General features: G+C 45.9%; 22 protein-coding genes. 10 read left to right on the forward strand and 12 right to left on the reverse strand.

Annotated elements, in window-relative coordinates:
• Positions 1-16: 16 nt before the first annotated feature.
• Genes recJ through JWH17_RS04025 form a run of 5 tightly spaced genes read right to left on the reverse strand, consistent with a single transcriptional unit; the run spans position 17 to position 6080 of the window.
• Entirely contained in the window at positions 17-1780 is a 1764-nt protein-coding gene (recJ, locus tag JWH17_RS04005; protein WP_205221281.1) for a single-stranded-DNA-specific exonuclease RecJ, read from the reverse strand.
• A 4-nt stretch (positions 1781-1784) separates the two neighbouring features.
• Entirely contained in the window at positions 1785-2741 is a 957-nt protein-coding gene (gene miaA / locus JWH17_RS04010; protein ID WP_205221282.1) for a tRNA (adenosine(37)-N6)-dimethylallyltransferase MiaA, read from the reverse strand.
• On the reverse strand, positions 2738-3259 hold the full coding sequence (locus JWH17_RS04015; RefSeq protein WP_205221283.1) for a ComEA family DNA-binding protein: 522 nt from the start codon (positions 3257-3259) through the stop codon (positions 2738-2740). The genes miaA and JWH17_RS04015 overlap by 4 nt, the downstream gene beginning before the upstream one ends.
• Positions 3240-4835, reverse strand: a complete 1596-nt coding sequence (gene cimA / locus JWH17_RS04020; RefSeq protein WP_205221284.1) for a citramalate synthase — start codon at positions 4833-4835, stop codon at positions 3240-3242. Before cimA ends, JWH17_RS04015 begins: the two co-directional genes overlap by 20 nt.
• 3 nt (positions 4836-4838) lie before the next feature.
• Complete coding sequence (locus JWH17_RS04025) at positions 4839-6080, reverse strand: aspartate kinase (RefSeq protein ID WP_205221285.1); 1242 nt, start codon at positions 6078-6080, stop codon at positions 4839-4841.
• Positions 6081-6479: 399 nt separating this feature from the next.
• On the opposite strand from JWH17_RS04025, the gene JWH17_RS04030 reads away from it, so the two are divergent.
• The 4 genes from JWH17_RS04030 to rlmN all read left to right on the forward strand — a co-directional run bounded on the left by JWH17_RS04030 (position 6480) and on the right by rlmN (position 10181).
• Positions 6480-6941 (forward strand): tRNA (cytidine(34)-2'-O)-methyltransferase, encoded by a 462-nt coding sequence (locus JWH17_RS04030; protein WP_205221286.1) that lies wholly within the window; start codon positions 6480-6482, stop codon positions 6939-6941.
• 71 nt (positions 6942-7012) lie between these two features.
• Positions 7013-8095 (forward strand): 3-phosphoserine/phosphohydroxythreonine transaminase, encoded by a 1083-nt coding sequence (gene serC, locus JWH17_RS04035; protein ID WP_205221287.1) that lies wholly within the window; start codon positions 7013-7015, stop codon positions 8093-8095.
• A gap of 139 nt (positions 8096-8234) precedes the next feature.
• Entirely contained in the window at positions 8235-9104 is an 870-nt protein-coding gene (locus JWH17_RS04040) for a radical SAM protein (protein WP_205221288.1), read from the forward strand.
• 6 nt (positions 9105-9110) lie between these two features.
• Positions 9111-10181: a dual-specificity RNA methyltransferase RlmN gene (gene rlmN / locus JWH17_RS04045; protein WP_205221289.1), complete on the forward strand. Its 1071-nt coding sequence runs from the start codon at positions 9111-9113 to the stop codon at positions 10179-10181.
• Between the two features lie 7 nt (positions 10182-10188).
• On the opposite strand, the gene JWH17_RS04050 is transcribed toward rlmN, so the two are convergent.
• From JWH17_RS04050 to JWH17_RS04080, 7 genes are all read right to left on the reverse strand, one after another.
• On the reverse strand, positions 10189-11196 hold the full coding sequence (locus JWH17_RS04050) for a hypothetical protein (protein ID WP_205221290.1): 1008 nt from the start codon (positions 11194-11196) through the stop codon (positions 10189-10191).
• Positions 11197-11559: 363 nt separating this feature from the next.
• Complete coding sequence (locus tag JWH17_RS24005; protein ID WP_205221291.1) at positions 11560-11736, reverse strand: zinc-ribbon domain-containing protein; 177 nt, start codon at positions 11734-11736, stop codon at positions 11560-11562.
• 159 nt (positions 11737-11895) lie between these two features.
• Positions 11896-12471, reverse strand: a complete 576-nt coding sequence (locus JWH17_RS04060; protein ID WP_205221292.1) for a flavodoxin family protein — start codon at positions 12469-12471, stop codon at positions 11896-11898.
• A gap of 1 nt (position 12472) precedes the next feature.
• The gene (locus tag JWH17_RS04065) at positions 12473-13075 is read right to left on the reverse strand and encodes a 2-oxoacid:acceptor oxidoreductase family protein (protein ID WP_205221293.1); all 603 of its coding nucleotides are present in this window, start codon (positions 13073-13075) and stop codon (positions 12473-12475) included.
• On the reverse strand, positions 13072-13914 hold the full coding sequence (locus JWH17_RS04070; RefSeq protein ID WP_205221294.1) for a 2-oxoacid:ferredoxin oxidoreductase subunit beta: 843 nt from the start codon (positions 13912-13914) through the stop codon (positions 13072-13074). Before JWH17_RS04070 ends, JWH17_RS04065 begins: the two co-directional genes overlap by 4 nt.
• 12 nt (positions 13915-13926) lie before the next feature.
• On the reverse strand, positions 13927-15066 hold the full coding sequence (locus JWH17_RS04075) for a 2-oxoacid:acceptor oxidoreductase subunit alpha (protein WP_205221295.1): 1140 nt from the start codon (positions 15064-15066) through the stop codon (positions 13927-13929).
• Entirely contained in the window at positions 15059-15349 is a 291-nt protein-coding gene (locus JWH17_RS04080; protein WP_205221296.1) for a 4Fe-4S dicluster domain-containing protein, read from the reverse strand. The genes JWH17_RS04075 and JWH17_RS04080 overlap by 8 nt, the downstream gene beginning before the upstream one ends.
• 260 nt (positions 15350-15609) lie before the next feature.
• Between JWH17_RS04080 and JWH17_RS04085 the strand changes: the two genes are divergently transcribed.
• The 6 genes from JWH17_RS04085 to JWH17_RS04110 all read left to right on the forward strand — a co-directional run bounded on the left by JWH17_RS04085 (position 15610) and on the right by JWH17_RS04110 (position 22405).
• Positions 15610-16581 (forward strand): TAXI family TRAP transporter solute-binding subunit, encoded by a 972-nt coding sequence (locus JWH17_RS04085; RefSeq protein ID WP_205221297.1) that lies wholly within the window; start codon positions 15610-15612, stop codon positions 16579-16581.
• Between the two features lie 230 nt (positions 16582-16811).
• Complete coding sequence (locus JWH17_RS04090) at positions 16812-18911, forward strand: TRAP transporter permease (RefSeq protein ID WP_205221298.1); 2100 nt, start codon at positions 16812-16814, stop codon at positions 18909-18911.
• Between the two features lie 30 nt (positions 18912-18941).
• Complete coding sequence (locus tag JWH17_RS04095; protein ID WP_205221299.1) at positions 18942-19433, forward strand: universal stress protein; 492 nt, start codon at positions 18942-18944, stop codon at positions 19431-19433.
• A 276-nt stretch (positions 19434-19709) separates the two neighbouring features.
• Positions 19710-20351, forward strand: a complete 642-nt coding sequence (gene lexA, locus JWH17_RS04100; RefSeq protein ID WP_205221300.1) for a transcriptional repressor LexA — start codon at positions 19710-19712, stop codon at positions 20349-20351.
• A complete protein-coding gene (locus tag JWH17_RS04105; RefSeq protein ID WP_205221301.1) occupies positions 20351-21139 on the forward strand; it encodes a DUF72 domain-containing protein in 789 nt (262 codons plus the stop codon). Before lexA ends, JWH17_RS04105 begins: the two co-directional genes overlap by 1 nt.
• A gap of 72 nt (positions 21140-21211) precedes the next feature.
• The gene (locus JWH17_RS04110) at positions 21212-22405 is read left to right on the forward strand and encodes a DNA polymerase Y family protein (protein ID WP_205221302.1); all 1194 of its coding nucleotides are present in this window, start codon (positions 21212-21214) and stop codon (positions 22403-22405) included.
• Positions 22406-22412: the final 7 nt, after the last annotated feature.

Here is a 22412-nt window from a genome sequence, read left to right on the forward strand (position 1 = left end):
TATGTTAAATTTTTGTCTAGTTGGGTTTGCATACATCAACTAACTGTATTTCTTTACGCTGTACCCCTCTGTAGGAGGATCGTTTGAGTTTAAAAATAATATCTACAGGCCCTTCTTTTACAGTGGTAATTTTCTCTGCCAGATAAAAACCAATGCCATTGACTGCATTGTTAGATGCGGTTGGAAGAGAGAATTTTAAATGTCCGCTTACATCTTTCACGTTTTTCAGGTAAACCTGTTTAAGGGCGAAAAGGGGTTCTGGATTTGCCTCTCCAAAAGGTTGGAAAAGTTGCAATTTGGCGAGCAATGTATCCGATGTGAGGTCTTCTGAAGTGAGCTCATAGTCTACGTAGATCTGTCGCGCACTCAACGAACTGTCCTTTTCCGTACAACAATCGTCAAAGGCTGCCCTGAAAGCTGGAAATGCTTCCTGATGTAAGGTCACGCCAATAGCCATGGGGTGGCCTCCAAATTGCTCAAGATATTTACTGCATAATCCTAATTTCTGGTAAATATTTATCCCTTCAATAGATCTCCCCGATCCTTTGAGGATACAGTTGTCGCTGTCGCCTGGATGTTCCATGGTAACAACAATGGCTGGACAATCAAATTTATCGACAATACGCGAAGCAACAATGCCGAGAATTCCAGGATGGCAGGATTTGTGAAAAATGGTAAGGGCGAATGCGCCCTCTTTTTTTAGTGTTTCACATTCTGAAAAAATTTCTTCTAAAACACCACGTTCAAGTTTTTTACGCGTCGAGTTAAGTTTTTCAAGCTTGCTCGCGGATCTTTTTGCCACCGCCATTTCGTCTGTGAGCAGCAGCTTAATCGCATGCTCCGTCTTGCCCATTCTTCCGGCAGCGTTAATACGGGGTGCCAATTTAAAGGAGACGTCTTCGGCTTGGATGAGGTCGGCCTGGTACATGCCGCACTGTTCAGCAAGGGTGAAAATACCAACTCGTCTTTTTTGGTTCAGCACTTCAAGGCCGGCTCGTACCAGAATTCTGTTTGTCCCTTCAAGTGGCATAACGTCTGCTATCGTGCCAAGAGCGACGAGGTCCAGATATTGTTTGAGGTTGGGTATGGCAGCGGAATTTTTCCAAAAGTTTTTTTCAATCAGTGCCCTGCGTACAGCTGCAACGAAAAAGAAGGCCACCCCTACTCCAGACAGTTCTTTGAAAGGAAAACAGCACTGGCTTTGTTTAGGATTTATAACTGCCGCTGCATCAGGAAGAATGTCTGCCGGCTCGTGGTGATCGGTAATGATGACTTCCAACCCTTTTTCTCTAGCATATTCTACGGTGTCATGCGCGGTGATGCCGCAATCTACAGTGATCAGCAGGGTTGGTTCATCGCCTATTTGTGCTTGTATGTTGTCGACGGAATTCGTTGTAAAACCGTAATGGTCAGTGAGTCGGTTGGGAATATAATAGGTTGCCTCCAGGCCAATTCCCTGAAAGAATTTCACCAGTAATGCGGTAGCCGTTACGCCATCTACATCGTAGTCGCCATGGATGATTATGTGTTTTGATTGTTCACATGCCCTTACGATACATGCAACTGCATCTGCCATGCCCAGCATTTGCTCTGGTTTGGGCAGGTGGGCAAAGTCCGGATAAAGGAAATTCTCTATTTTTTCCTCTGCTTTAAAACCACGGTTATAAAGAATAGTTGCAAGAGGAAGCGGTAGGTTAAATTTGCCTGCTAACTGGCTGTATTCCCTGTCGTTACTCTGTGGCGGGCTGGCGCTCTTATGCAATGATAGGTTGTCCGGCAAAATGTTACCTCTGCGCTTTTTGTATCATGCGCTGAATATCAGCAAGAACAGCAGCGTCATTATCTTGTTCATACCACTGTAGTTGCCTCTGTTTTTGAAACCATGTCATTTGCCGTTTTGCATACCTTCTGGTATCGCGGACAAGCTCTTTGATTGTTTCTTCAAGTGGCTGTGAACCGTTGAGATATTGAACCGCATGTCGGTAGCCAATTGCCTGCATAGACGTAAGCTGGTCGTTAAAGCCCATTTTTTGGAGCTTTTTCACTTCTTCCATAAGGCCGGTCTTCATCATTATCCCTGCCCTTTTTTCAATCCGTTCGTACAGCCGTGAGCGCTCACAGGTCAATCCAATGACAAGCAGGTGCTGAAAAGATATTGGTGGCTGCTGCTGTTGTTGAGATTCCAGATGTAGGGACCATGGAATACCGGTACTGTGAAATATCTCCAGCCCTCTTAGGAGGCGCTGTGTGTCATTGATATGTATTCGCTCAGCTGCCACTGCATCTATCTGTAATAGTTCGGCATATGCTGCTTCCCTCCCCTTCTCTTCATATCGCTTGCGAACTTCCAGTCGAACGGATTCCTGTACTGGAACATCCGTGAACAAACCATTGAGGAGCGAAGAAAGATAGAGACCGGTTCCACCGGTGATTAAAGGAACCTTGCCTCGTGCAGCGATATCGTTTATGGCATCCAATGCATCATTGACAAACCGTGCTGCATTATATTGCTCGTCTGGATCGCAGATATCAATGAGATAATGTGGTACCTGTGTACGTTCTTCGAGTGATGCCTTGGCCGTACCTACATCCATGTAGCGGTAGACCTGCATCGAATCCATGGAGATAATTTCACAGTGGAACTGCTCAGCTATCCTGAGTGAAAGTGCTGTTTTGCCAATAGCTGTCGGACCGACAAGAACAATTACAGGTGTTGAGATGATTTGTTGTTTTTGTCTCATTGTCCAAAATCAAGAAGAGGCTTCAGCCTCTGTAAAGTTTTCTCGCCGATACCGGGAATAGCCTGTAACTCGTGGATAGAAGTAAAGTTACCAGACTGCATCCTATGGGTGTAAATCTCTCGCGCAAGGCTGGGTCCTATACCTGGTAAAAGTTCTAACTCTTTCATTGTAGCCTTGTTTAAAGGGAACCCAAAGTTGAAAAAGCGACTTAACAATGCCGGAGAAACGGGCTGATTGGCGGTCGCCGTTGCAGAGCCTGTAGGGTGTCCGGCATTGCGTTGCAGCGATTGAACATCGGTGATTGGTTCCAATTCGGTGCCGGCTGCGAGGCGTTGTACATAGAGGTGTTGCCCTTCAAGGATGTATAGATTTTTCTGTGTTGGCGCGATTTGTTGCTGATTGAGCCAAGGAGTTATGAAAAGCAGGCCCCCTAAAACTGCAAGGACAAGCACACGCTTGTCCTTGCAGTGGGCATAGGGAGTGTTTATGCCATCCTCACTATCGCTTTGTCTTGTCATCCTTGAGCAATTTGTAATTAATGCTATCAACAAGTGCTTGCCAGCTGGCTTCAATGATGTTGACGGAAACACCAACGGTTCCCCAGCGGTTCGCGGCATCCGTGCTGTCAACAAGCACGCGTACTTGAGCGCCGGTACCGTATTCTCCCGTCAATACCCGCACTTTGTAGTCAACCAGTTCCATGTCGTTTAAACTGGGATAAAAGCGGGTCAATGCTTTTCGAAGCGCCTTGTCCAAAGCATTGACCGGCCCATCGCCCAAAGCGGCTGTGTGTACCTCACTTCCACCGACATGTAACCTGATAGTGGCTTCGGTAACAGGCGGTCTGCCCATACTGTATCTGTGGTTCATAACCCTGAAGGCTTCGAGCTTAAAAAATTTGCGCTGCAGCCCCAGGGTGCGCCGCATTAAAAGTTCAAAACTTGCCTCAGCCGCCTCATACTGGTATCCCTGATTTTCACGTTCTTTCAATTCGTTAATGATGGAGGACATCAGTGGATCGTCCGGTTCCAGAGAAATACCGTATTTTTTGGCCTTGGACATGATGTTTGCCCGGCCTGCCTGATCCGAAATCAGGACCCTGCGAATATTGCCTACTTTCTCTGGTTCTATATGCTCGTAGGTTAATGGGTTTCTTTGGACGGCACTAACGTGAATGCCTCCCTTGTGGGCAAAAGCTGATTCGCCGACATAGGGCTGATATTGATCATGGGGTAGATTGGCAAGTTCGTTCACCAGGCGCGACGTGGTGCAGAGTTGGTCGATATTATTTTTTACTTCGCATTCCATTCCCATCTTAAAAACCAGCGCAGGAATAATAGAGGTCAAATTGCTGTTACCGCAACGTTCGCCAAAACCGTTGATAGTTCCCTGCACTTGATCAAGGCCGAGATTAATGCTGATCAATGCGTTAGCAACCGCTGTTTCAGAATCGTTATGAGAATGAATGCCAAGCTTGACCTGTGATCCCAGATCAGCAAGATATTCTTTTACTTTGCTGATGATAGCAGGGATTTCATGGGGCAAAGTCCCCCCGTTGGTATCGCAAAGGACAATGGTTTCCGCACCGCCTCTAACAGCACTGCCTATGGTCGCCAGACAGTACTCGGCATTGTTCTTAAAACCGTCGAAAAAATGTTCGGCATCATAGATGAGGTGCTGGACCTGGGGTCGTAAAAAAGCTAGAGAATCTTCGATAATCCGGAGGTTGTCCTCCAGCCTGATTCGCAAGGCTTCGGTCACATGAATATCCCAGCTTTTCCCGAAAATAGTGATAGCAGGGGTTTTGGCATCAACAAGTGCCAGCAGGTTTTGATCCTGTTCCGCTTTGTTGTGAAAGTGCCGCGTTGAGCCGAAGGCAGTTAATTTTGCATGCCTGAGTTCAACACCCTGCATTTTACGAAAAAAATCTATGGCAAGCGGATTGGAGCCCGGCCATCCACCCTCAATAAAATCGATACCCAAACGGTCAAGCTGTTTGGATATCTTTACTTTATCATCCACTGAAAGGTTGAAATTTTCGGCCTGGGTTCCATCCCTCAAGGTCGTATCGTAAATTTCTATGGATCTACTCATATACTAGTTGGTTTCCTCAAGCGGCATGTTGTCTTTATCAAGGGCAAACGCATCGTGCAGCGCGCGAACGGCAAGCTCTGTGTATTTCTCGTCGATAATACAAGATACCTTGATTTCAGAAGTGGAGACCATCATCATGTTTATCCCTTCTTTCGACAGGATGTGGAACATTGTTGAAGCAATTCCGGAATGATTCCTCATGCCAACGCCGACAATGGACACCTTGGCGATGTGTTGATCACCGGTAACGCAACCAGCACCAATATCTTGGGCAATTTCGGTGACGATTTCCATGGCCCGTTCATAATCATTGCGCATAACAGTGAAAGTCATGTCTGTCAGGTGACCGTCACGGGTATTCTGGATAATCATGTCGACGAGGATTTCCGCGTCAGAAATCGGAAGGAAGACTTGTGAGGCAGTTCCAGGACGATCCGGCACCTTCTTGATAGTAATTCGAGCTTCATTTTTGTTATATGTAATGCCGGAAACAAGCAAAGATTCCATAATTTTATCCTCATCAACCACCCAGGTGCCAATAGTATCAGTAAAAGTAGATCGAACATGAACCGGAACCTTGTACTTTTTTGCAAGGCCCACAGCTCTGATGTCAAGAACCTTGGCCCCAAGGCTGGCAAGTTCTAACATTTCATCATAGCAGATTTGATTAATTTTTCGTGCTTTAGTGCAGATGTTCGGGTCAGTTGTATAGACCCCCTCAACATCAGTGAATATTTCACAGGCATCGGCTTCCAGGGCTGCAGCCAGGGCAACAGCGGTCGTGTCTGATCCACCGCGGCCAAGTGTTGTGATGTTACCGTGGTCATCCACTCCCTGAAACCCGGCAATAGTAACAATTTTACCACTGTTAAGGTGTTCATTTATCAGGTGAGAATCAATATTTTTTATGCGTGCTTTGGTATGGGTAGAATCGGTGTGGATCGAGACCTGATCGCCTAGCAGTGCTACGGCGTCCACTCCCCTTTCTTTAACAGCCATTGCAAGCAGAGCAATCGTTACCTGCTCCCCTGTTGACAATAACATGTCCATTTCTCTGGAACTGGGGCGATTCTGGACAGCTTGTGCAAGTCCTGTTAATTTATCTGTTTCTCCGGACATTGCCGAGAGAACGACAACCATTTGGTTGCCTTTTTTATGCTCGGCAATAACTCTGTCAGCCACTGCCTGAATTTTTTCAACGGACCCCACCGAGGTGCCGCCGAATTTTTGAACTATGAGCGCCATATATCTACCTGTGCATCAGAAATATTCCAACTGTTAAAACTTGATGATGACGGCGTAACACTACCTTGCCGATGCAAGGTAGTGTTACTACGTAACCACATATCGAGATGTTGGGTGGATTTTTGTAAATTTAAAAAATCCTGAAAAACGGTGTCTTCAAGATACTACGAAGGCTTGCCTCTATAATAGATGTAACCCCATACAATGAGCAAATAGTGGGCAGAAACCTTCTGGATAAACAGATGTTTTTTGTGAGCAAACTGTTTTTATACCACACTCCAAGGCCGTACCTTAAAAGCAACACATGAATGTAAGACGATTTTTTAAATTTGCAACCTCAATCATTATCATGTACAAACGTGTCCTTAACTGTTACCGCCAACCTTGCCGGAAGGGATTATGAAACCGCTGCATATCGTTCTTGTCGAACCAGAAATACCGCCAAACACTGGATCTATAGCCAGATTGTGTGGGGCAACCGATGCCGTGCTTGATCTTATCCACCCCTTAGGATTCAGCGTCGATGATAAGCATCTTAAGCGAGCAGGGCTTGATTATTGGGAATATGTGTCTATTAACCATTGGCCTGACTTGAATACATTTCTTGAACAACAAGATGAAAGTGAGCTGTTTTTTCTTACGACCAAGGTACAGCGAAGCTACACGCAAGCTGTTTTTTCAGAAGGGGCAAAACTGATTTTCGGGAAGGAAACGAAAGGCGTTCCGGAAGAAATTCTTGCACTGTACCATGACCGTTGTTATACAATTCCGATGAGTAATTCCCGGATTCGCAGTCTCAACTTAGCAATGACCGCCGGAATAGTTTTGTACGAAGCAATACGTCAAATTCACCACCAGTAAGATTTACCAGTACTCCAATTGCACTTACTGCACTCTTTCTGTTCGTCATCATTTTTAATAAGGAGAACACTATGCCTGAGAGAATATATAATTTCAGCCCAGGGCCGGCTACCCTGCCCTATTCCGTACTGCAGGAAGCAGCTACTGATATTGTCAATTACAATGACAAGGGGATTGGCCTTATCGAATTGAGTCATCGCTCAAAAGAGTTTATGGCCATTGCTGATGAGACCGACCGTCTGATACGACAACTTTTGGGAGTGCCGGATAATTACAAGGTACTTTTTCTGCAGGGTGGTGCCTCTTCCCAGTTTTTTATGATTCCCATGAACCTGCTTGGGCCTGGGAAAAAAGCAACGTATCTGAATACAGGCACCTGGTCCAAAAAAGCAATCAAAGAGGCGAAACTCTTCGGAGATATAGAGGTTGCCTATTCGAGCGAAGACCAATCGTTTAATCGTGTGCCCACAGATGGTGAATACAGTGTGAGCGAGCAGAGTGAGTACCTCTACTTTGTCACTAATAACACCATTTACGGTACCCAGTTTCCTCATATGCCGGACAAAGATACTTTGCTGATTGCAGATATGTCATCAGATATTTTTTCTCGACCTGTTGATGTTTCTAAATTCGGAATTATTTTTGCCGGTGCTCAAAAAAACATGGGACCTGCCGGAGTTACCTTGGTGATTATTCGAGAAGATCTGCTGGACCGTGCAGCAGAAACCGTACCGACCATGCTCAAATACAAAACCCATGCAGACAAGGACTCCATGTTTAACACACCTCCTTGTTTTCCTATTTACTGTGTTGGCAGGGTTATGAATTGGTTGAAGGAGCTTGGTGGGATTCCGGGTATTGAAAAAATCAACCAGGAAAAGGCTGCTCTGTTATATTCAGCCATTGACAGCACGGATTTTTATCGAGGACACGCTGAAAAAGATTCAAGATCTCTGATGAATGTCGCCTTTAATCTGCCAACTCCGGAACTGGAGGCGCAGTTTATTGCTGAAGCTGCTGCTGTTGGTCTGGATGGCTTAAAAGGACACCGCTCCATAGGCGGATGCCGGGCATCTATTTACAATGCCTTTCCACGGGAAGGTGTTGAGAAACTTGTTGATTTTATGGCGGATTTTGCCAAAAATAACGGATAGCAAAAAGAAAGGCTGTACCCCGGAGAAAAAACCGCGGTACAGCCTCCTTCCCCGTTGTTCTCCCACCCTCTGTCAGAGGTCTCTTGGCCTGTTTGTTGAAAAAATCACCAGGTCTCTCTGTTACTAAAGAACGTTTATCATGGATTATCAGGGCGATATTATACGTCCCCCCAGCGAAGCAAATTCCATTATCCTGCAGGTAACTACGGGGTGCTCTCATAATCACTGCACATTTTGTGGAGCATATCGTGAGAAAAGCTATGGGGTTAAGCAATGGTCAACTATTCAACATGATCTGGAATTTGCCGCCAGATGGTGTACCCGGCAAAAAACAATGTTTCTTGCTGATGGTGATGCCCTTGCCTTGCCCCATGAATTGATGGTGCAGCTTCTTACCTCTATTCGGCAAATGCTGCCTTGGGTAAGGCGTGTTGCATCTTATGCTAACTGTCATAATATAGAGGGAAAAAGCGATCTGCAGCTTTGCCGATATAAAGAGCTGGGTCTGAGTCGCATTTATATGGGGCTGGAAAGCGGTCATGATTCTACATTGCGCAAAATCGGTAAAGGCGTTGATGGCGCACAGATGGTAACGGCAGGTAGACGTGTCCGGACTGCCGGGATGTTTCTTTCTGTTACCTGTCTGCTTGGTATTGCTGGAATTGAGGCTTCCTTGGATCATGCTCAAGCAACGGCAGCAGTTCTTAACCAAATGGAACCAAGCCAGATAGCCGTTCTTACACTGATGATACTGGACAATACGCCGCTGTTTAGAGAGTTGCAGGCTCGCCGTTTTCAACCACTTGATCAGGGGCAATTGTTTCATGAATTGCGAATGATGCTTTCCGCAATCGAGCTTAAACGAGCTCAGTTTCAGGCAAATCACGCGTCAAATTATTTTTCCCTCAGTGGTCGTCTGCCTAAAGACAAAGAAGCTATGCTTGCGACTATCGATAGCGCCCTCAATGGGACACTTAACCTTAAAGATGAAAGTTTTCGTTTGTTATAAAAAGCCATGTGTGCACATCAAGAAAAAACAGATTTGAAAAACCTTACCCAGGAACAACTGGTAAACTTTGTTGAATCACTCGAGCAACCTGCATTTCGTGGGCGCCAACTACTAGCTTGGATTTACAAAGCCGGGATAACAGAGTTTGAACAGATGACGGATCTGGCGAAAAAATTCCGCAAGGTTCTTGAACACGCTGCTCGCATGAGTAGGTTCGACCAGGCAGTCATTGAAATATCCCGTGACGGCTCGGTCAAGTTCGGCTTTCGCCTGGAGGATGGCCATGTTATTGAGTCTGTCCTGATTCCGGAAGAAGACCGGAACACACTGTGTGTCTCCACTCAGGTGGGGTGTGCCATGGGCTGTACCTTTTGTTTAACCGGGAAAATGGGGTTTTCCAGAAATCTTTCCACTGCCGAAATTGTCAACCAGGTATGTGCTGTTCGAGACTGGATGGAGCATAATGACAGAGGAAAGTTGTCCAACCTGGTTTTTATGGGTATGGGGGAGCCGCTGGCAAACTTTGATAATTTGCTTGATTCAATATCGATTTTGACTGAGCAACGTGGACTTGATTTTTCAGAACGTCGGATAACCGTTTCTACCTGTGGGTTGATTCCGCAGATGCTGCAACTTGGCACAGCTACTAATGTGAACCTGGCGATATCGCTTCATGCCGTCGATGACACGACCAGGAGTTCGGTCATGCCTGTTAACAAAAAATACCCGATTGCAGACTTGATTGAGGCTTGCAGGAAATATCCGCAGAAAAAACGCAAACGAATTATGTTTGAGTACACTTTGGTGCCGGGTGTGAACGATACCGATGCAGATGCCCATAAGCTTGCAGAATTGCTTGTGGCGATTCCGTGTAAAATAAACTTGTTGGCAATTAACAGTGGAGAAGAAAACAGTGCATTAAAGGTGAGCCGCCAGCGGATACTTCGTTTTCAAGCAATATTGAGGGAGCATGATTTTACGGTTTTTATACGTCAGAGTCGTGGCGATGATATTTCAGCAGCCTGCGGGCAGTTGGCCGGTAAGGAATGGGATGAAAATCGATCAACCCTCCTTTAGGCTGTTGCTATAGCTCAATAGCAATGTTGCGAGATTCGAGCACGCTCTTGTTACGCATGGTGGATATTTTTGCTTTAAAATTCCCTTCTGCATGGTAAGCACGGACAAGAGCCCATGCGCATACAATAATTGCCCGCACTATTTTCTCCTTTGGTGCGTCAGATGAAAATTTTACAGTACCTCTGCTATACTCAAAATATCCCATAAAAGGGTCAAGGTAGGGATAGGTGTCGAGTTGGGATTGAATGTACTCATTAAGGAGCTTCACAGGGTTTTTTTCACCCTTCTCCTGCATGGTCTGGATGAAAAAAAAGAGCAATTCCTCCAATGCAGGTCGTAATTCCGAAGAGACCGGATTAACTACCCTTGGCTCTGCTTTTTTGACCGTTGACCTGGCAGGGGTTTGTTTTGCCTCTACTGAGGTGTTTTCCTTAATGTATGAGCCAAAAGTAAAGCTTCCCTCTCCTGCCTGTACCCTGCTTAACAGAATATTATAATTTTCATCGGATTTGCTCATCCCGCCTTTGGCCCAGGAATAGGAACCGCCTATTCTTGCACCTTCATGGAAAAAAAGCAGACCACTGTCTGGTTTGTTGGTGATTTTTACATCTATAAATCCGGAAAAGTTTTTTTGGCGAAGTCGAAATATGAGATCCGGCAGAGGGATTTCTGATGATTTCAGTGCTGATTTAGCCCTTTGAAAAGGCTGCATATGCCCCCAGAAGAAGATAGCATTGGGGTCAAGGTAATAGATGTTAACAATGAAACTGCTTTGCAGAAAAATTTCACTGATGACAGCAAGGTCTGAAAATGACTGCGCTTTTTTTTTGTTTTCTTGTAAAAGACAACGAATTATTTCGCTTTCATCAAAATAGATCAGAATTTCCCGAGAGACCGCTTTCCCATGAATACAACCAGAGCCGATTTCACCTTGGAGGTGTTCGGCCAGCTTTTCCAGATTAAGGTAATAACTGTTTAACCCTTTAAGAAAAGGTTTTTCTTTGGGAAGTAACATGTTTTACATCAAGCCGTATTGTAGTAGAGGACCTGGCAAACATGAAAGATTCATTAGTTGTAGAAGTCCACAAAAGGATTATCTGCCATTGAGTAAGGATTTTAGTCAGGTGAAGGCCGTCAAGCTTACCTACACTCATTAATAAATCTTTTTTGAAAAATAAATTCAAGCTATGTCGTTAAAAAATAACAGATTATATCTCGTGGCCGCTTGTTGCTAGGAATATTTGTTTTTTTAGAGATGTATCTTTATTTTGGGTACGAGAGTATGCATCCTTGTGAATAAGGTAGAGCTATGTTTCAGGTTATCTCACATTACTTGCGGCTTATCCTGTAGCTGGTAAAAATATTTGAGTCTGTTTGTTTATGCGTCTTTGGAAAGCGCTTCCACCGAAGGGCGCTCTGTATTGTTTTTTGTTGGTAATTTTGCGACAACAATTATATGGCCGCATTCATAACAGGCGAATCTTGCACGATCACTTTTCATTTTAGATTCGTCTATATTGTATTTTTTTGAACATTCTTCGCAAATCGCAAGCATTGTCTGTCGCTCCGCATGTAAAAAAAAGTTGAAGCACCTTAGAGAGTGTTTTCTTCGTTCTAAATAATAGTCGCACAAACCAACCTGCTTTGTATTAGCATGTAAAGCAGGTTGGTCTTCGTTTATGCGTTTAAAAAAGCATCGTGCAATCCCGCGGCATCATCCTCTTAGTTTCTTAAGCGCCCACGCCATGTTTATTCCCAGATCGCGCATGGTGTTGATACCTTCGGTGTCGTCTGAAACCTCACCTTTTTCTCTGCCAACGCCTATATTCCAGTAAGAAGAACCCACAATAATCATTTGACTGATGGTGAAAAAGTGATTCATCGTATCAAAGGCATGGATGGCTCCACCACGTCTCTGGGTCACTACGGCTGCACCGATTTTCCGTTTGAACAAATCACCGTTTGCTCTGGCCGTCATGCCGGTTCTATCGATCAACGCCTTCATTTCTGTACTGATATCAGCAAAATAGGTTGGAGAACCAAGGATGATACCATCAGCTTCATCCATTTTTTGAATACACGAGTTGATGCAGTCGATATCGACGATACATTTTTTATTCTTTAGCTTAAAACATTGATAACAGGCAATACAGCCGTGCGGATGCTCACCGGAAAGCTGAATTAATTCTGTTTGAATACCTTCTTTTTCCAGTTCTTCAAAAATGGTATTGATCATCACAGCAGTATTACCGTTTTTCCGAGCACTGCCATTAAAAGCCACGACTTTCATATTATACCTCATCATCGTCGGTGATTATAGAACGAGGGAGCCCCAGAACGTCAATTTTTTCTGCTTCCTCAATGCCACGTTGCAATGCTTTTGAGTTGAGCTTTTCAGTCCCTTTCGGCACCCTTTGCAGCAACGCCTTCTCAAGGTTTTCCAGGTTTACTTTTTGGCATAGTCTGCCGACAGCCCCCAAGGCGACCATATTGGCCACCACTTCTTTGCCGAGTTCATTTTTGGCAATGTCGGTAAATGGAATCCCTATTATTCTGCTGGTAGGGTACTGTTCAACGAGGGTTGAGTCAACTAGAAGCAAGCCATCGGCATTGAGATCGTAAAAGTATGCATCGCATGCTGCCTGATTCATGGCTAACAGGAAATCAAGATTTAACGATTTCGGGTAATCAATAGGTGTCTCACTGATAACCACTTCAGCCTTTGATTTACCTCCCCGCGCTTCCGGTCCGTAACTTTGAGTCTGGCATACGTATTTGCCATCATAAACGCCAACCGCTTCGGAGAAGACCACCGCAGCAGTAATAAGTCCCTGGCCGCCGGAACCGCTGAAACGCAGCTCATATCTATCGGTTATAGTTTTGAGTGCATTCATATCTTACCCTTTGTTTTGCTGGCCCGCTCACGGACTTTCTTATACTCTTCGGTTGAAATCGGCATTTCTCTGTCTGTAAGAACCCCAATAGTGGTCTTTCCTTCCAGTTCTTCGGGTGAAAGTTTTTCAGCCTTGCTGACCGTAATTGAATTTTCCTTGAAACTGGTGAGCATGTCAACGGCCCCACCGAGTTTATTGCGCCGTCCATATTGAACATGGCAGTTGGAGATAACTTCAACAACAGCGAAGCCTCTTTTCCGCATGGCTTGCTCGATGAGTCGGTCCATTAGCTCACCGTGATAAACCGTTGCTCTGGCAACAAATGAGGCGCCGGCGGTTACAGCAAGCTCAGCAATGGAAAAATCGTGCTCAATATGACCATAGACAGAGGTTGTCGAGGTAGACCCAAAAGGTGTTGTCGGCGAATATTGACCACCGGTCATACCATAAATGGAATTATTAATAATTATGGCGGTAAGATTAAGGTTGCGGCGGGCTGCATGGATAAAGTGATTGCCGCCAATGGCTGTAGCATCACCGTCACCCATAATAGCAACTACGTTCAAATCAGGTTTTGCCAGTTTTACCCCGGTGGCAAAGGTCAGTGCTCTACCGTGAGTGGTATGCAGCGTATTAAAATCCAGGTAGGTAGGCATGCGTCCGGAACAGCCAATACCAGAGGCGAGAACAACATCATCTTTGCTAATCTCCATTCTGTAGATGGCTCTAAGTAATGCGGCCATGACAATACCATTGCCGCAACCAGGACACCATACATGGGGAAATTTTTTATTGTGGCGTAGATACTCGTGTCGTATCTTTTGTGCAGTAACTGCCATAATAAGGTCTCCTTAAAGCTTGATCAGCTGTGCGTAAATTTCATTGGGAGTGATGAACTGGCCATCGATCCGGTTATGTTTGGCAACAACACATTTATTTTGATTTACGCGTTGCACCTCACGGCTGATTTGTCCCATGTTCATCTCCGGTACCAAGACGGCTCGGCACTGTTCCAGCAGTGGGCTAACGTGACTTCGTGGGAACGGGAAAAGGGTGATAAGCTGCAGCAGGCCAACTTTTACGCCCTGTTTGCGAGCATCTTCTACGGCTTTAAGTGCTGATCTGGCTACAGAACCATAGGCTATGACTGCAATCTCCGCATCTTCCAGCATGAAGCCCTTGGTCATCATTATTTCAGAAAAACCGCGCGTGATTTTCTTGGTAAGCCTATTTTGAAATTGTTGGACTTCGTTGGGCTTTTGGGTCGGAAAACCATACTCATCATGAACAAGTCCGGTCACATGGTGACGGTAACCATCACCAAAAGCAGCCATATGGGGAACCCCCCTGTTATCACCTTCGTAAGGTTTGTACCAGTCGGGCGGAACGCTTGGTCGGATACGATCTACAACCCTGATACTCTTCTGGTCAGGCAGTTGGACACACTCCCTTGTGTGGGCAACTACTTCGTCTGAAAGCAGCACTACCGGTACCCGATATTGTTCAGAAAGATTAAAAGCCTTGATGGTAATGGAAAAGGAGTCGCTCACGGAAGAAACAGCCATTACAATGATAGGGTGATCTCCATGGGTGCCCCACCTTGCCATCTGTACATCTCCCTGGGAAGGACAGGTTGGCAGCCCAGTTGATGGACCACCACGCATAACGTTAACAACCACGCAGGGAACTTCGGCAATGCAGGCATAGCCAAGATTTTCCTGCATAAGAGAAAAACCGGGACCCGAGGTGGCTGTCATGGTTTTTTCTCCTGCAAGCGAGGCACCTATGATTGCTCCCATGCTGGCGATTTCATCCTCCATCTGCACAAATGTACCCCCAACCTGGGGCAGCATGGTTGCAAGCATTTCAGAAATTTCAGTCGCCGGAGTAATAGGATAGCCGGCAAAAAAACGACAGCCGGCAGCAAGCGCACCGTAGGCAATAGCCTCGTTACCCTGGAGCAGAAGCCGTTTATTTTCTTGGTTAAACATCGTCTTTCCTCCTTTTGGGGCGTCGATCAGAGACTGTGATGGCAAAGTCAGGACAATGTATCTCGCAGAAGCGGCAACCTATGCACTTGTCAGGCTCTTCAATCATCGGTTTACCCGATTTGTCTGGAGTAATAATTTTTTTTGGACAAAACGCAATACAGATGCCACATGCCTTACACCAGTCATGGTAAAAAGCAATGTCATACAATTTCTTTTTTTTAGGCGGTTCTTTTTTTGCGCTTGTATTCTCTGTAACGTTTTGTTTTTCTACTTTTTCTTTCATGTTATTCAGTTGAAAGTAAATGAGGAAAGAATGAATAGTAAAAGTGATAAGCACTTAAGCAAGGCATCACTTGGTTCTCCCCCCCGCAATACAGGTTCTGCTTAAAAAAATCAAGAAATTCTCCTCCTTTTTTCACGGGGTTGCAAAAAGTCACAAATATATAAGAATAGCTTGTAAACCAACTAAGAATTCTATATAAAAATAGTTTGTTGCAACATAGTTAGGCGGTATCCACCACGACTAATTCAATGGAGGTATGAATGAAAAGAGGACTGTTTCTATCAATTGCCGTAGCAGCAGGTGTATTTATGACTGTTACTTTAGCACAGGCGAAAACTCAGTTTGTCACCATCGGTACCGGTGGCATAACAGGCGTTTACTACCCCACAGGTGGCGCTATTGCTAAGATGGTCAACAAAAAGAAGAAAGAATACGGTCTCCGGGCTACTGTCGAATCTACGGGCGGTTCCGTATTTAATGTCAATGCGGTCATGAATGGTGACCTTGAGTTCGGCGTTGTTCAGTCTGATCGTCAGTATCAGGCCATGGAAGGTCTTGCCGAGTGGAAGGAAAAGGGTCCCCAGAAAGACCTACGCGCTGTTTTTTCCATTCATCCCGAATCCGTTACCCTCGCGGCAGCTGTTGACGCTGGAGCAAAAGATATCAGAGACCTCAAAGGGAAACGTGTTAACTTAGGTAACCCCGGTTCAGGCCAACGACAGAATGCTATTGATGCATTTACTGCTGTCGGCATCGATCCTGAAAAAGATATCACCGCTGAAGGTATTAAAGCTTCTGAGGCTCCAGGTATACTCCAAGACGGCCGTATTGATGCATTCTTTTATACTGTAGGTCATCCAAGCGGAGCATTTAAAGAGGCTACCTCTGGTGCACGAAAGGTACGTTTTGTTTCTATTACCGGTATTGATAATTTGCTTAAAAAATATCCTTACTATGCTAAGTCTGTTATTCCAATCGCCATGTATCCAGGAGCCCAGAATGATGCAGATGTTCCTACTTTTGGCGTAAAAGCCACTTTGGTTACTTCTGCTAAAGTACCAGATGACGTTGTGTATGCAATTACTAAAGAAGTATTTGATAATTTTGAAGAATTCAAAAAACTGCACCCTGCGTACTCCACTCTGACCAAGGAAGCAATGCTTGAGGGGCTTTCTGCACCTATTCATCCTGGTGCGATGAAATATTACAAAGAAGCAGGTTTGATGAAATAAAAGTCAAGTCTGGTTGTTGTATCCCGGGCAACGGCAATAAGCTGTTGCCCGGTTTTTTCCGGCTGGATCCAGCTGGTCCAGTCCTGGAAACACTAGTTTCCATTCCCCCTGTTTGCCCGTAGTACTCCGGATCATCCGGTTGCCCTCTTCCGGATTGGCTCCTTCCTGATATCCGGCAGGAAATGATCACATTTTTTACTGTTATACGCCCCACCAACAGGAGGTAGTTGATGAGCAAAATCCGTATTGAAAAAGTTGAAGACGGGTTTGAAGAAGCCCGACGATTGGCTGAAGAAGAAGAAGGTATAGGGCGCAAGCCCGATGGCTGGCAAAAATACCTCATCCCCACCATAGCCATAGCCTGGAGTCTGTTTCAGCTTTCCCTTCCCAAATGGTTGTTAATTGATTCCACCTATATTCGCGCAATTCACCTTGGCTTTGCCATTACGCTGGTTTTTCTCAATTACCCTCTTCTGAAAAAGCCCTATTTCGGACTGAAATATTTTGCCGAGCATAAAAAAATTCCACTACTGGATATGGCGCTGGCCCTTTTTGCCGCCTATTGTGCACTTTACCTGATGATCCATTATGAAGAACTGGTGACCCGCTATGGTTCGCCATCCACCATGGATATTGTCATTGGTCTTGCCCTTGTCGGAGTCTTGCTTGAGGCTGCACGGCGGACCATCGGTCCTGCTCTGCCGGTTATTGCCACCTGCTTTATTATTTACTCCTTTCTTGGCCCCTATATGCCGGATCTAATCGCCTTTAAGGGGACATCCCTGGACCGTTTTGTCGGCCAGATGACCATGTCCACCGAAGGGATATACGGTATCCCCCTTGATGTGTCGGCGACCATTGTTTTTCTGTTTGTCTTGTTCGGTGCAATGCTGGATAAAGCCGGTGCTGGGCATTATTTTATACAGCTTGCCCTTAGTCTGCTTGGTCGATTTAAAGGTGGTCCTGCCAAAGCTGCTATTATGGGCTCTGGTTTAACTGGTTTAGTGTCAGGTTCATCGATAGCCAACATTGTTACCACCGGGACATTTACGATCCCAATGATGAAAAAAGTCGGCTATCCTGCAACAAAAGCAGCTGCAGTCGAAGTTGCCGCCTCCACTGACGGTCAATTGGCACCACCCATTATGGGGGCCGCGGCATTTATCATCGCCGAGTACGTAAATGTTCCCTATATCGAAGTAGTCAAAGCAGCAGCCGTTCCTGCTTTTGCCTCGTATGCCGCACTCTTTTTTATATCCCATATCGAGGCATCTAAACTGGGTATTCGCGGGATGCCTAAAAGTGAACTCCCGCCTTTCTTTAAAACGTTGATCAGCGGTGTACATTATTTGATTCCGCTTGCCATGCTGCTGTATGAATTGATCGTTGTCAGGCATTCTCCTGAGCTTGCGGCTTTCAATGCCATCATGGTTATGTTTGTTATTATGCTGGTTCAGGAACCATTTATAGCCTATAAAGATAAAACGCCAATTCTCCCGGCATTCAAACAATCAATAATAAACATTCTTGAAGCGCTCGCTTCGGGAGCCAGAAATATGGTTGCCGTGGCTCTTGCAACCGCTGCTGCTGGTATTATTGTCGGCGTTGTTGCCCTTGGTCTTGGCAATCTCATTACCGAAATCATTGATGTGCTTTCCATGGGTAATGTAGTGCTGATGCTTTGTATTACTGCCTTTGCCAGTTTGATTATTGGTATGGGACTGCCCACCACGGCGACCTATATCGTCATGGCGTCGCTCACCGCCCCGGCAATCGTCAGTGTAGGCGGCATGCAAGGGTTTATTGTCCCCCTTATGGCAGCGCATTTATTCTGTTTTTATTTCGGTATTCTTGCTGACGACACCCCGCCGGTTGGTCTTGCAGCCTATGCTGCGGCAGCCATTGCCAAGTCACCACCGATCCAGACGGGTATCCAGGGGTTTATGTATGATATAAGGACCGCCATTCTCCCCTTCATGTTTATTTTTAACACTGACCTGATCCTGCATAATGTCTTTTCATGGAGTCAAGGAATTTTAATCTTTGTCATGACTTGTATCGGTAACTTTGCCTTTGCCTCGGCAACACAAGGATGGTTTATAGCTCGAAACAGGTATTGGGAAATTCCTCTTTTTCTTTCTGTGACCTTTATCCTCATGCGGCCTGACCAAATTGCTATATGGCTGGGAATGCCCCATGACCAACGATACTGGACCTACCCTATCGGTTTGGCGCTATATGGGGTACTGTACCTGATGCAGCGTCCGCGGGTTTCGCATGATGAAGCCCAGGTTGCTGCAGCGGCACAACAAAGGCGACCTGTACTCTAAAACTTTTTTTCAACATTGGAGCAAACCCTTATGGCTGAAATAAAAAAAATACTTGTTCCACTGGCATTCTCGGATTTTTCCAAGGGTATTCTTGAATATGCTGCCGGACTCGCAAAAGCACTTGATGCAGAACTCATCCTGATCAATGTCATTAATGAAAGGGATCTGGAAGCGGTCCAGACCATCTCTTCTTTTGGCTACGATGTAGACGAGGAACATTATATTCAGGGAATAGAGAAACAGCGGATTGAGGCTTTAGAGGAGATGCTGGCGGGCATTGATGTAGATGAAGAGCGGGTACGCTTTGTTTTTAAGGTTGGACGACCTGCCACGGTATTATTGAAAGTTGCTGTACAAGAGAATGTTGATATGATTGTTATGGGGGTAAAGGCCAAATCAGAACTGATGCATGCCTTTACCGGATCGGTGGCGGAAAAACTGTTTCGTCGCTCCCCTATTACCATTGTTTCCTATCGTGGGGAACGAATTGCTGAAAAATTGCGAAAACGAATCACTCAATAAGCAGTTTTTAGGGGTTAACAATCTCTCCGGCCACTTGAAGGGTATGCTCTTCAAGTGGCCTTTTTTTATAGCATTAATGGTAACATCTCAACCATACCTGAACAGCTAGAGCTCGGAGGTAAAGCAAGGAGATTTGTCATTCGTTGAATGGTTCCTTTTGTTTAGTTTTCTTCTGTACATCCGGCCTGATGATAACATTGTGGTTTTTCTGCTTGCACTTTTAAAATGTAATATTACATTTAATGAAACGTCTACAATGCATGAGGATAACCATTTATGTCCCAACAACGTCCCCTCACCCCAAAGCAGCGGCAATTTCTGGATTATCTGCAACTGCAACTTGATCAGTCTGGTCACACTCCGAGCCTGAGGCAGGCTGCCAGTGATCTGCATATCAGCCATACAGCAGTGGCGAGTATGCTGCAAACCCTTCAGGAAAAAGGCTGGATTAAGCGCGAAGGACGATATAGCAGGTCGGTAACCTTGATCAATGGAGCGGCGGGAAGTGACCACTCCCTGAGCCGTTCGATACCGATCATTGGCAGAGTTGCTGCCGGTATGCCACTGTACGCTCAGCAAGAGTGGGCTGGATACGTATGTGTTGATAGAACCATTTATCGGGGCGACAACCTGTTTGCTCTCCACGTGCAGGGTGATTCCATGGAGAAAGTCGGTATTCTCGATGGGGATCTGGCGATCTGCGAACCCAGGCAGTTTGCGGAAAACGGGGAAATTGTTGTCGCCCTGATTGGTAACGAAGAAGCTACGATCAAACGTTTTTTTTATAGAGGGGACCATATCGAGCTGGTGCCGGAAAATGACAAGTATAAACCTATGCGTTACGGATTGGGTACAGTCCTTATTCAGGGGCTTTTGGTAGGTATTCACCGTGGCCCGGAACAAATGGCCGGCTTATAATGTCAGTGCCGGATGTTCGTATTGGTACCTGTGGTTTTTCCTACCCCGAATGGATAGAAGCAGGCGTTTATCCCGCAGGGACAAAGTCTGCCCATATGTTGACGTTATACAGCAAATTGTTTCCAGTGGTAGAGCTCAATTATACATGGTACCAGATGCCCAGGGTTGAATCCTTGGAACGTATGGCAAGTCGAGTGCCGCCCTCCTTTTTTTTTACCGCAAAACTCACTCGTACTATGACCCATGAAATCAGTGACGAGTGGCAACAGCAAGCTCGGCTTTATTGTCAGGGGGTAGAACCCCTACTTAACAACGGTAACCTTCTTGCTATCCTATTACAGTTCCCTCCCTCTTTTACTCGTACCCGTACAAACCGCCTGTATCTTGCTGAGCTTTTTGAGCAGTTGCATTCTTTGCCCCTTGCCGTTGAATTTCGTCATTATTCCTGGGCTCATGACCTGGTATTTAAAGGTTTGGAACAACGGAAAATCACTCTTGTTACTATCGACGCTCCTCCCCTTCCCAATCTTTTTCCCTGTCTTGGGATTGTTACCAATCCTGATCTTTTTTATATTCGTCTCCATGGCCGTAATGCAGGAGGGTGGTATTCCGGCAATATGCAGCAGCAGTTTAACTACAGTTATACTTTTCAGGAACTGGATTGTCTCAAGCACGAGGTTATCCTTCCTTGTCGGAATGCCTCCAATCAGGGGCTGATTTTTTTCAATAACCATGTCGCCGGCCAAGCCGTTCATAATGCCCGGCAGCTAGGCAATCTGGTGCACTGATTTTTTCCTCTGTCTTTGTTTTATTGTACAGGCAGTCTTTACATTGTCTATACTTTACTGTACTTTGCAAGGATGGAAAAAAAAGTTATTCACCTGAATATTGCTGATTTCAGTGTTGCAGTGGAGCGTCTGATTGACAGCACACTGCGTAGCAGGCCACTTATCATCGCACCACAGGCCTCACGGTCGCTTGTCTACGATATGAGCGAAGAGGCTTACCAGGAGGGGGTGCGTAAAGGGATGCTGCTCAGCACCGCCAGAAAACGCTGTCGGGGGGCAGTTGTGCTCCCCCCGCAACAGGAAAAGTACCGAAAAATGCTTGTAGAGTGTTTCAATCGGGCTCGGCATTTTACCCCTTTGGTCGAATGTTCCAACGGCAACGGTCACCTGTATCTTGATGTTACCGGGACCCATCGCCTTTTTGGTCCGCCACCTGATATTGGCTGGCGCCTGCGTAAGATTTTGCTCCAAGACTTGGGGCTTGATCCTATATGGTCAGTAGCTCCCAATAAACTGACCGCAAAGGTGGCGAGCCGTCTGGTTAAGCCGGTGGGGGAATATATTGTTGCCGCCGGAGAAGAGGAATCTTTTCTTGCGCCCTTGCCTGTTGCCCTGCTCCCTGGTGTCGCCCCGGCAGATCTGTGCCGGTTACGGAATTTGCATATCATCAAGGTGTATCAGGTCGCAGCTCTGAGCGTAGAGGATTTGAGCATTATTTGCGGTAGTCGTTCCAGGGCACTGTATCAGGCTGTCCGTGGTATCGATCAGACACCTGTGCAGCCACCGACCGCCAGTGCTGCAGGCGGAAGTTTTTCCCATACCTTTTCCCCTGATACGAATCAAGTCACCGTTGTCCGTGCCGCATTGGCAACCCTGGTATCTCAGGCAGGGTACAGTTTACGACGTAGGCAGCTTGCCTGCCGAAGAGTCGGAGTGGAACTGTTGTATACCGATGGCGTAAAGGTTGTTCGTCAGGCTGTCACAAAAAGCCCTGCTGCAGATGATTCTTCCCTGGAGCAACTTGCCCTTACCGCATTGTATCGGGCGTGGCATAGACGGGTACGACTACGACAGTTGGCTCTGTCCTGTAGTCGAAATTGCAGGCCGGTTCAGCAGCTTTCTCTTTTTGAAAATGTAAGCCATAAAAAACAGAAAGATAAAGAGATCAGCAGCGCATGCGATGTGATTTGTCAACGTTATGGGGCAGGTGCGGTCAAGCGCGGCATCCAATTTGCTCAACAGGCTGTATCCCATACTATTCAGTAGGGCTAGT

It is taken from the genome of Desulfogranum marinum (assembly GCF_016918565.1).
Taxonomy (GTDB): Bacteria; Desulfobacterota; Desulfobulbia; order Desulfobulbales; family Desulfobulbaceae; genus Desulfogranum; species Desulfogranum marinum.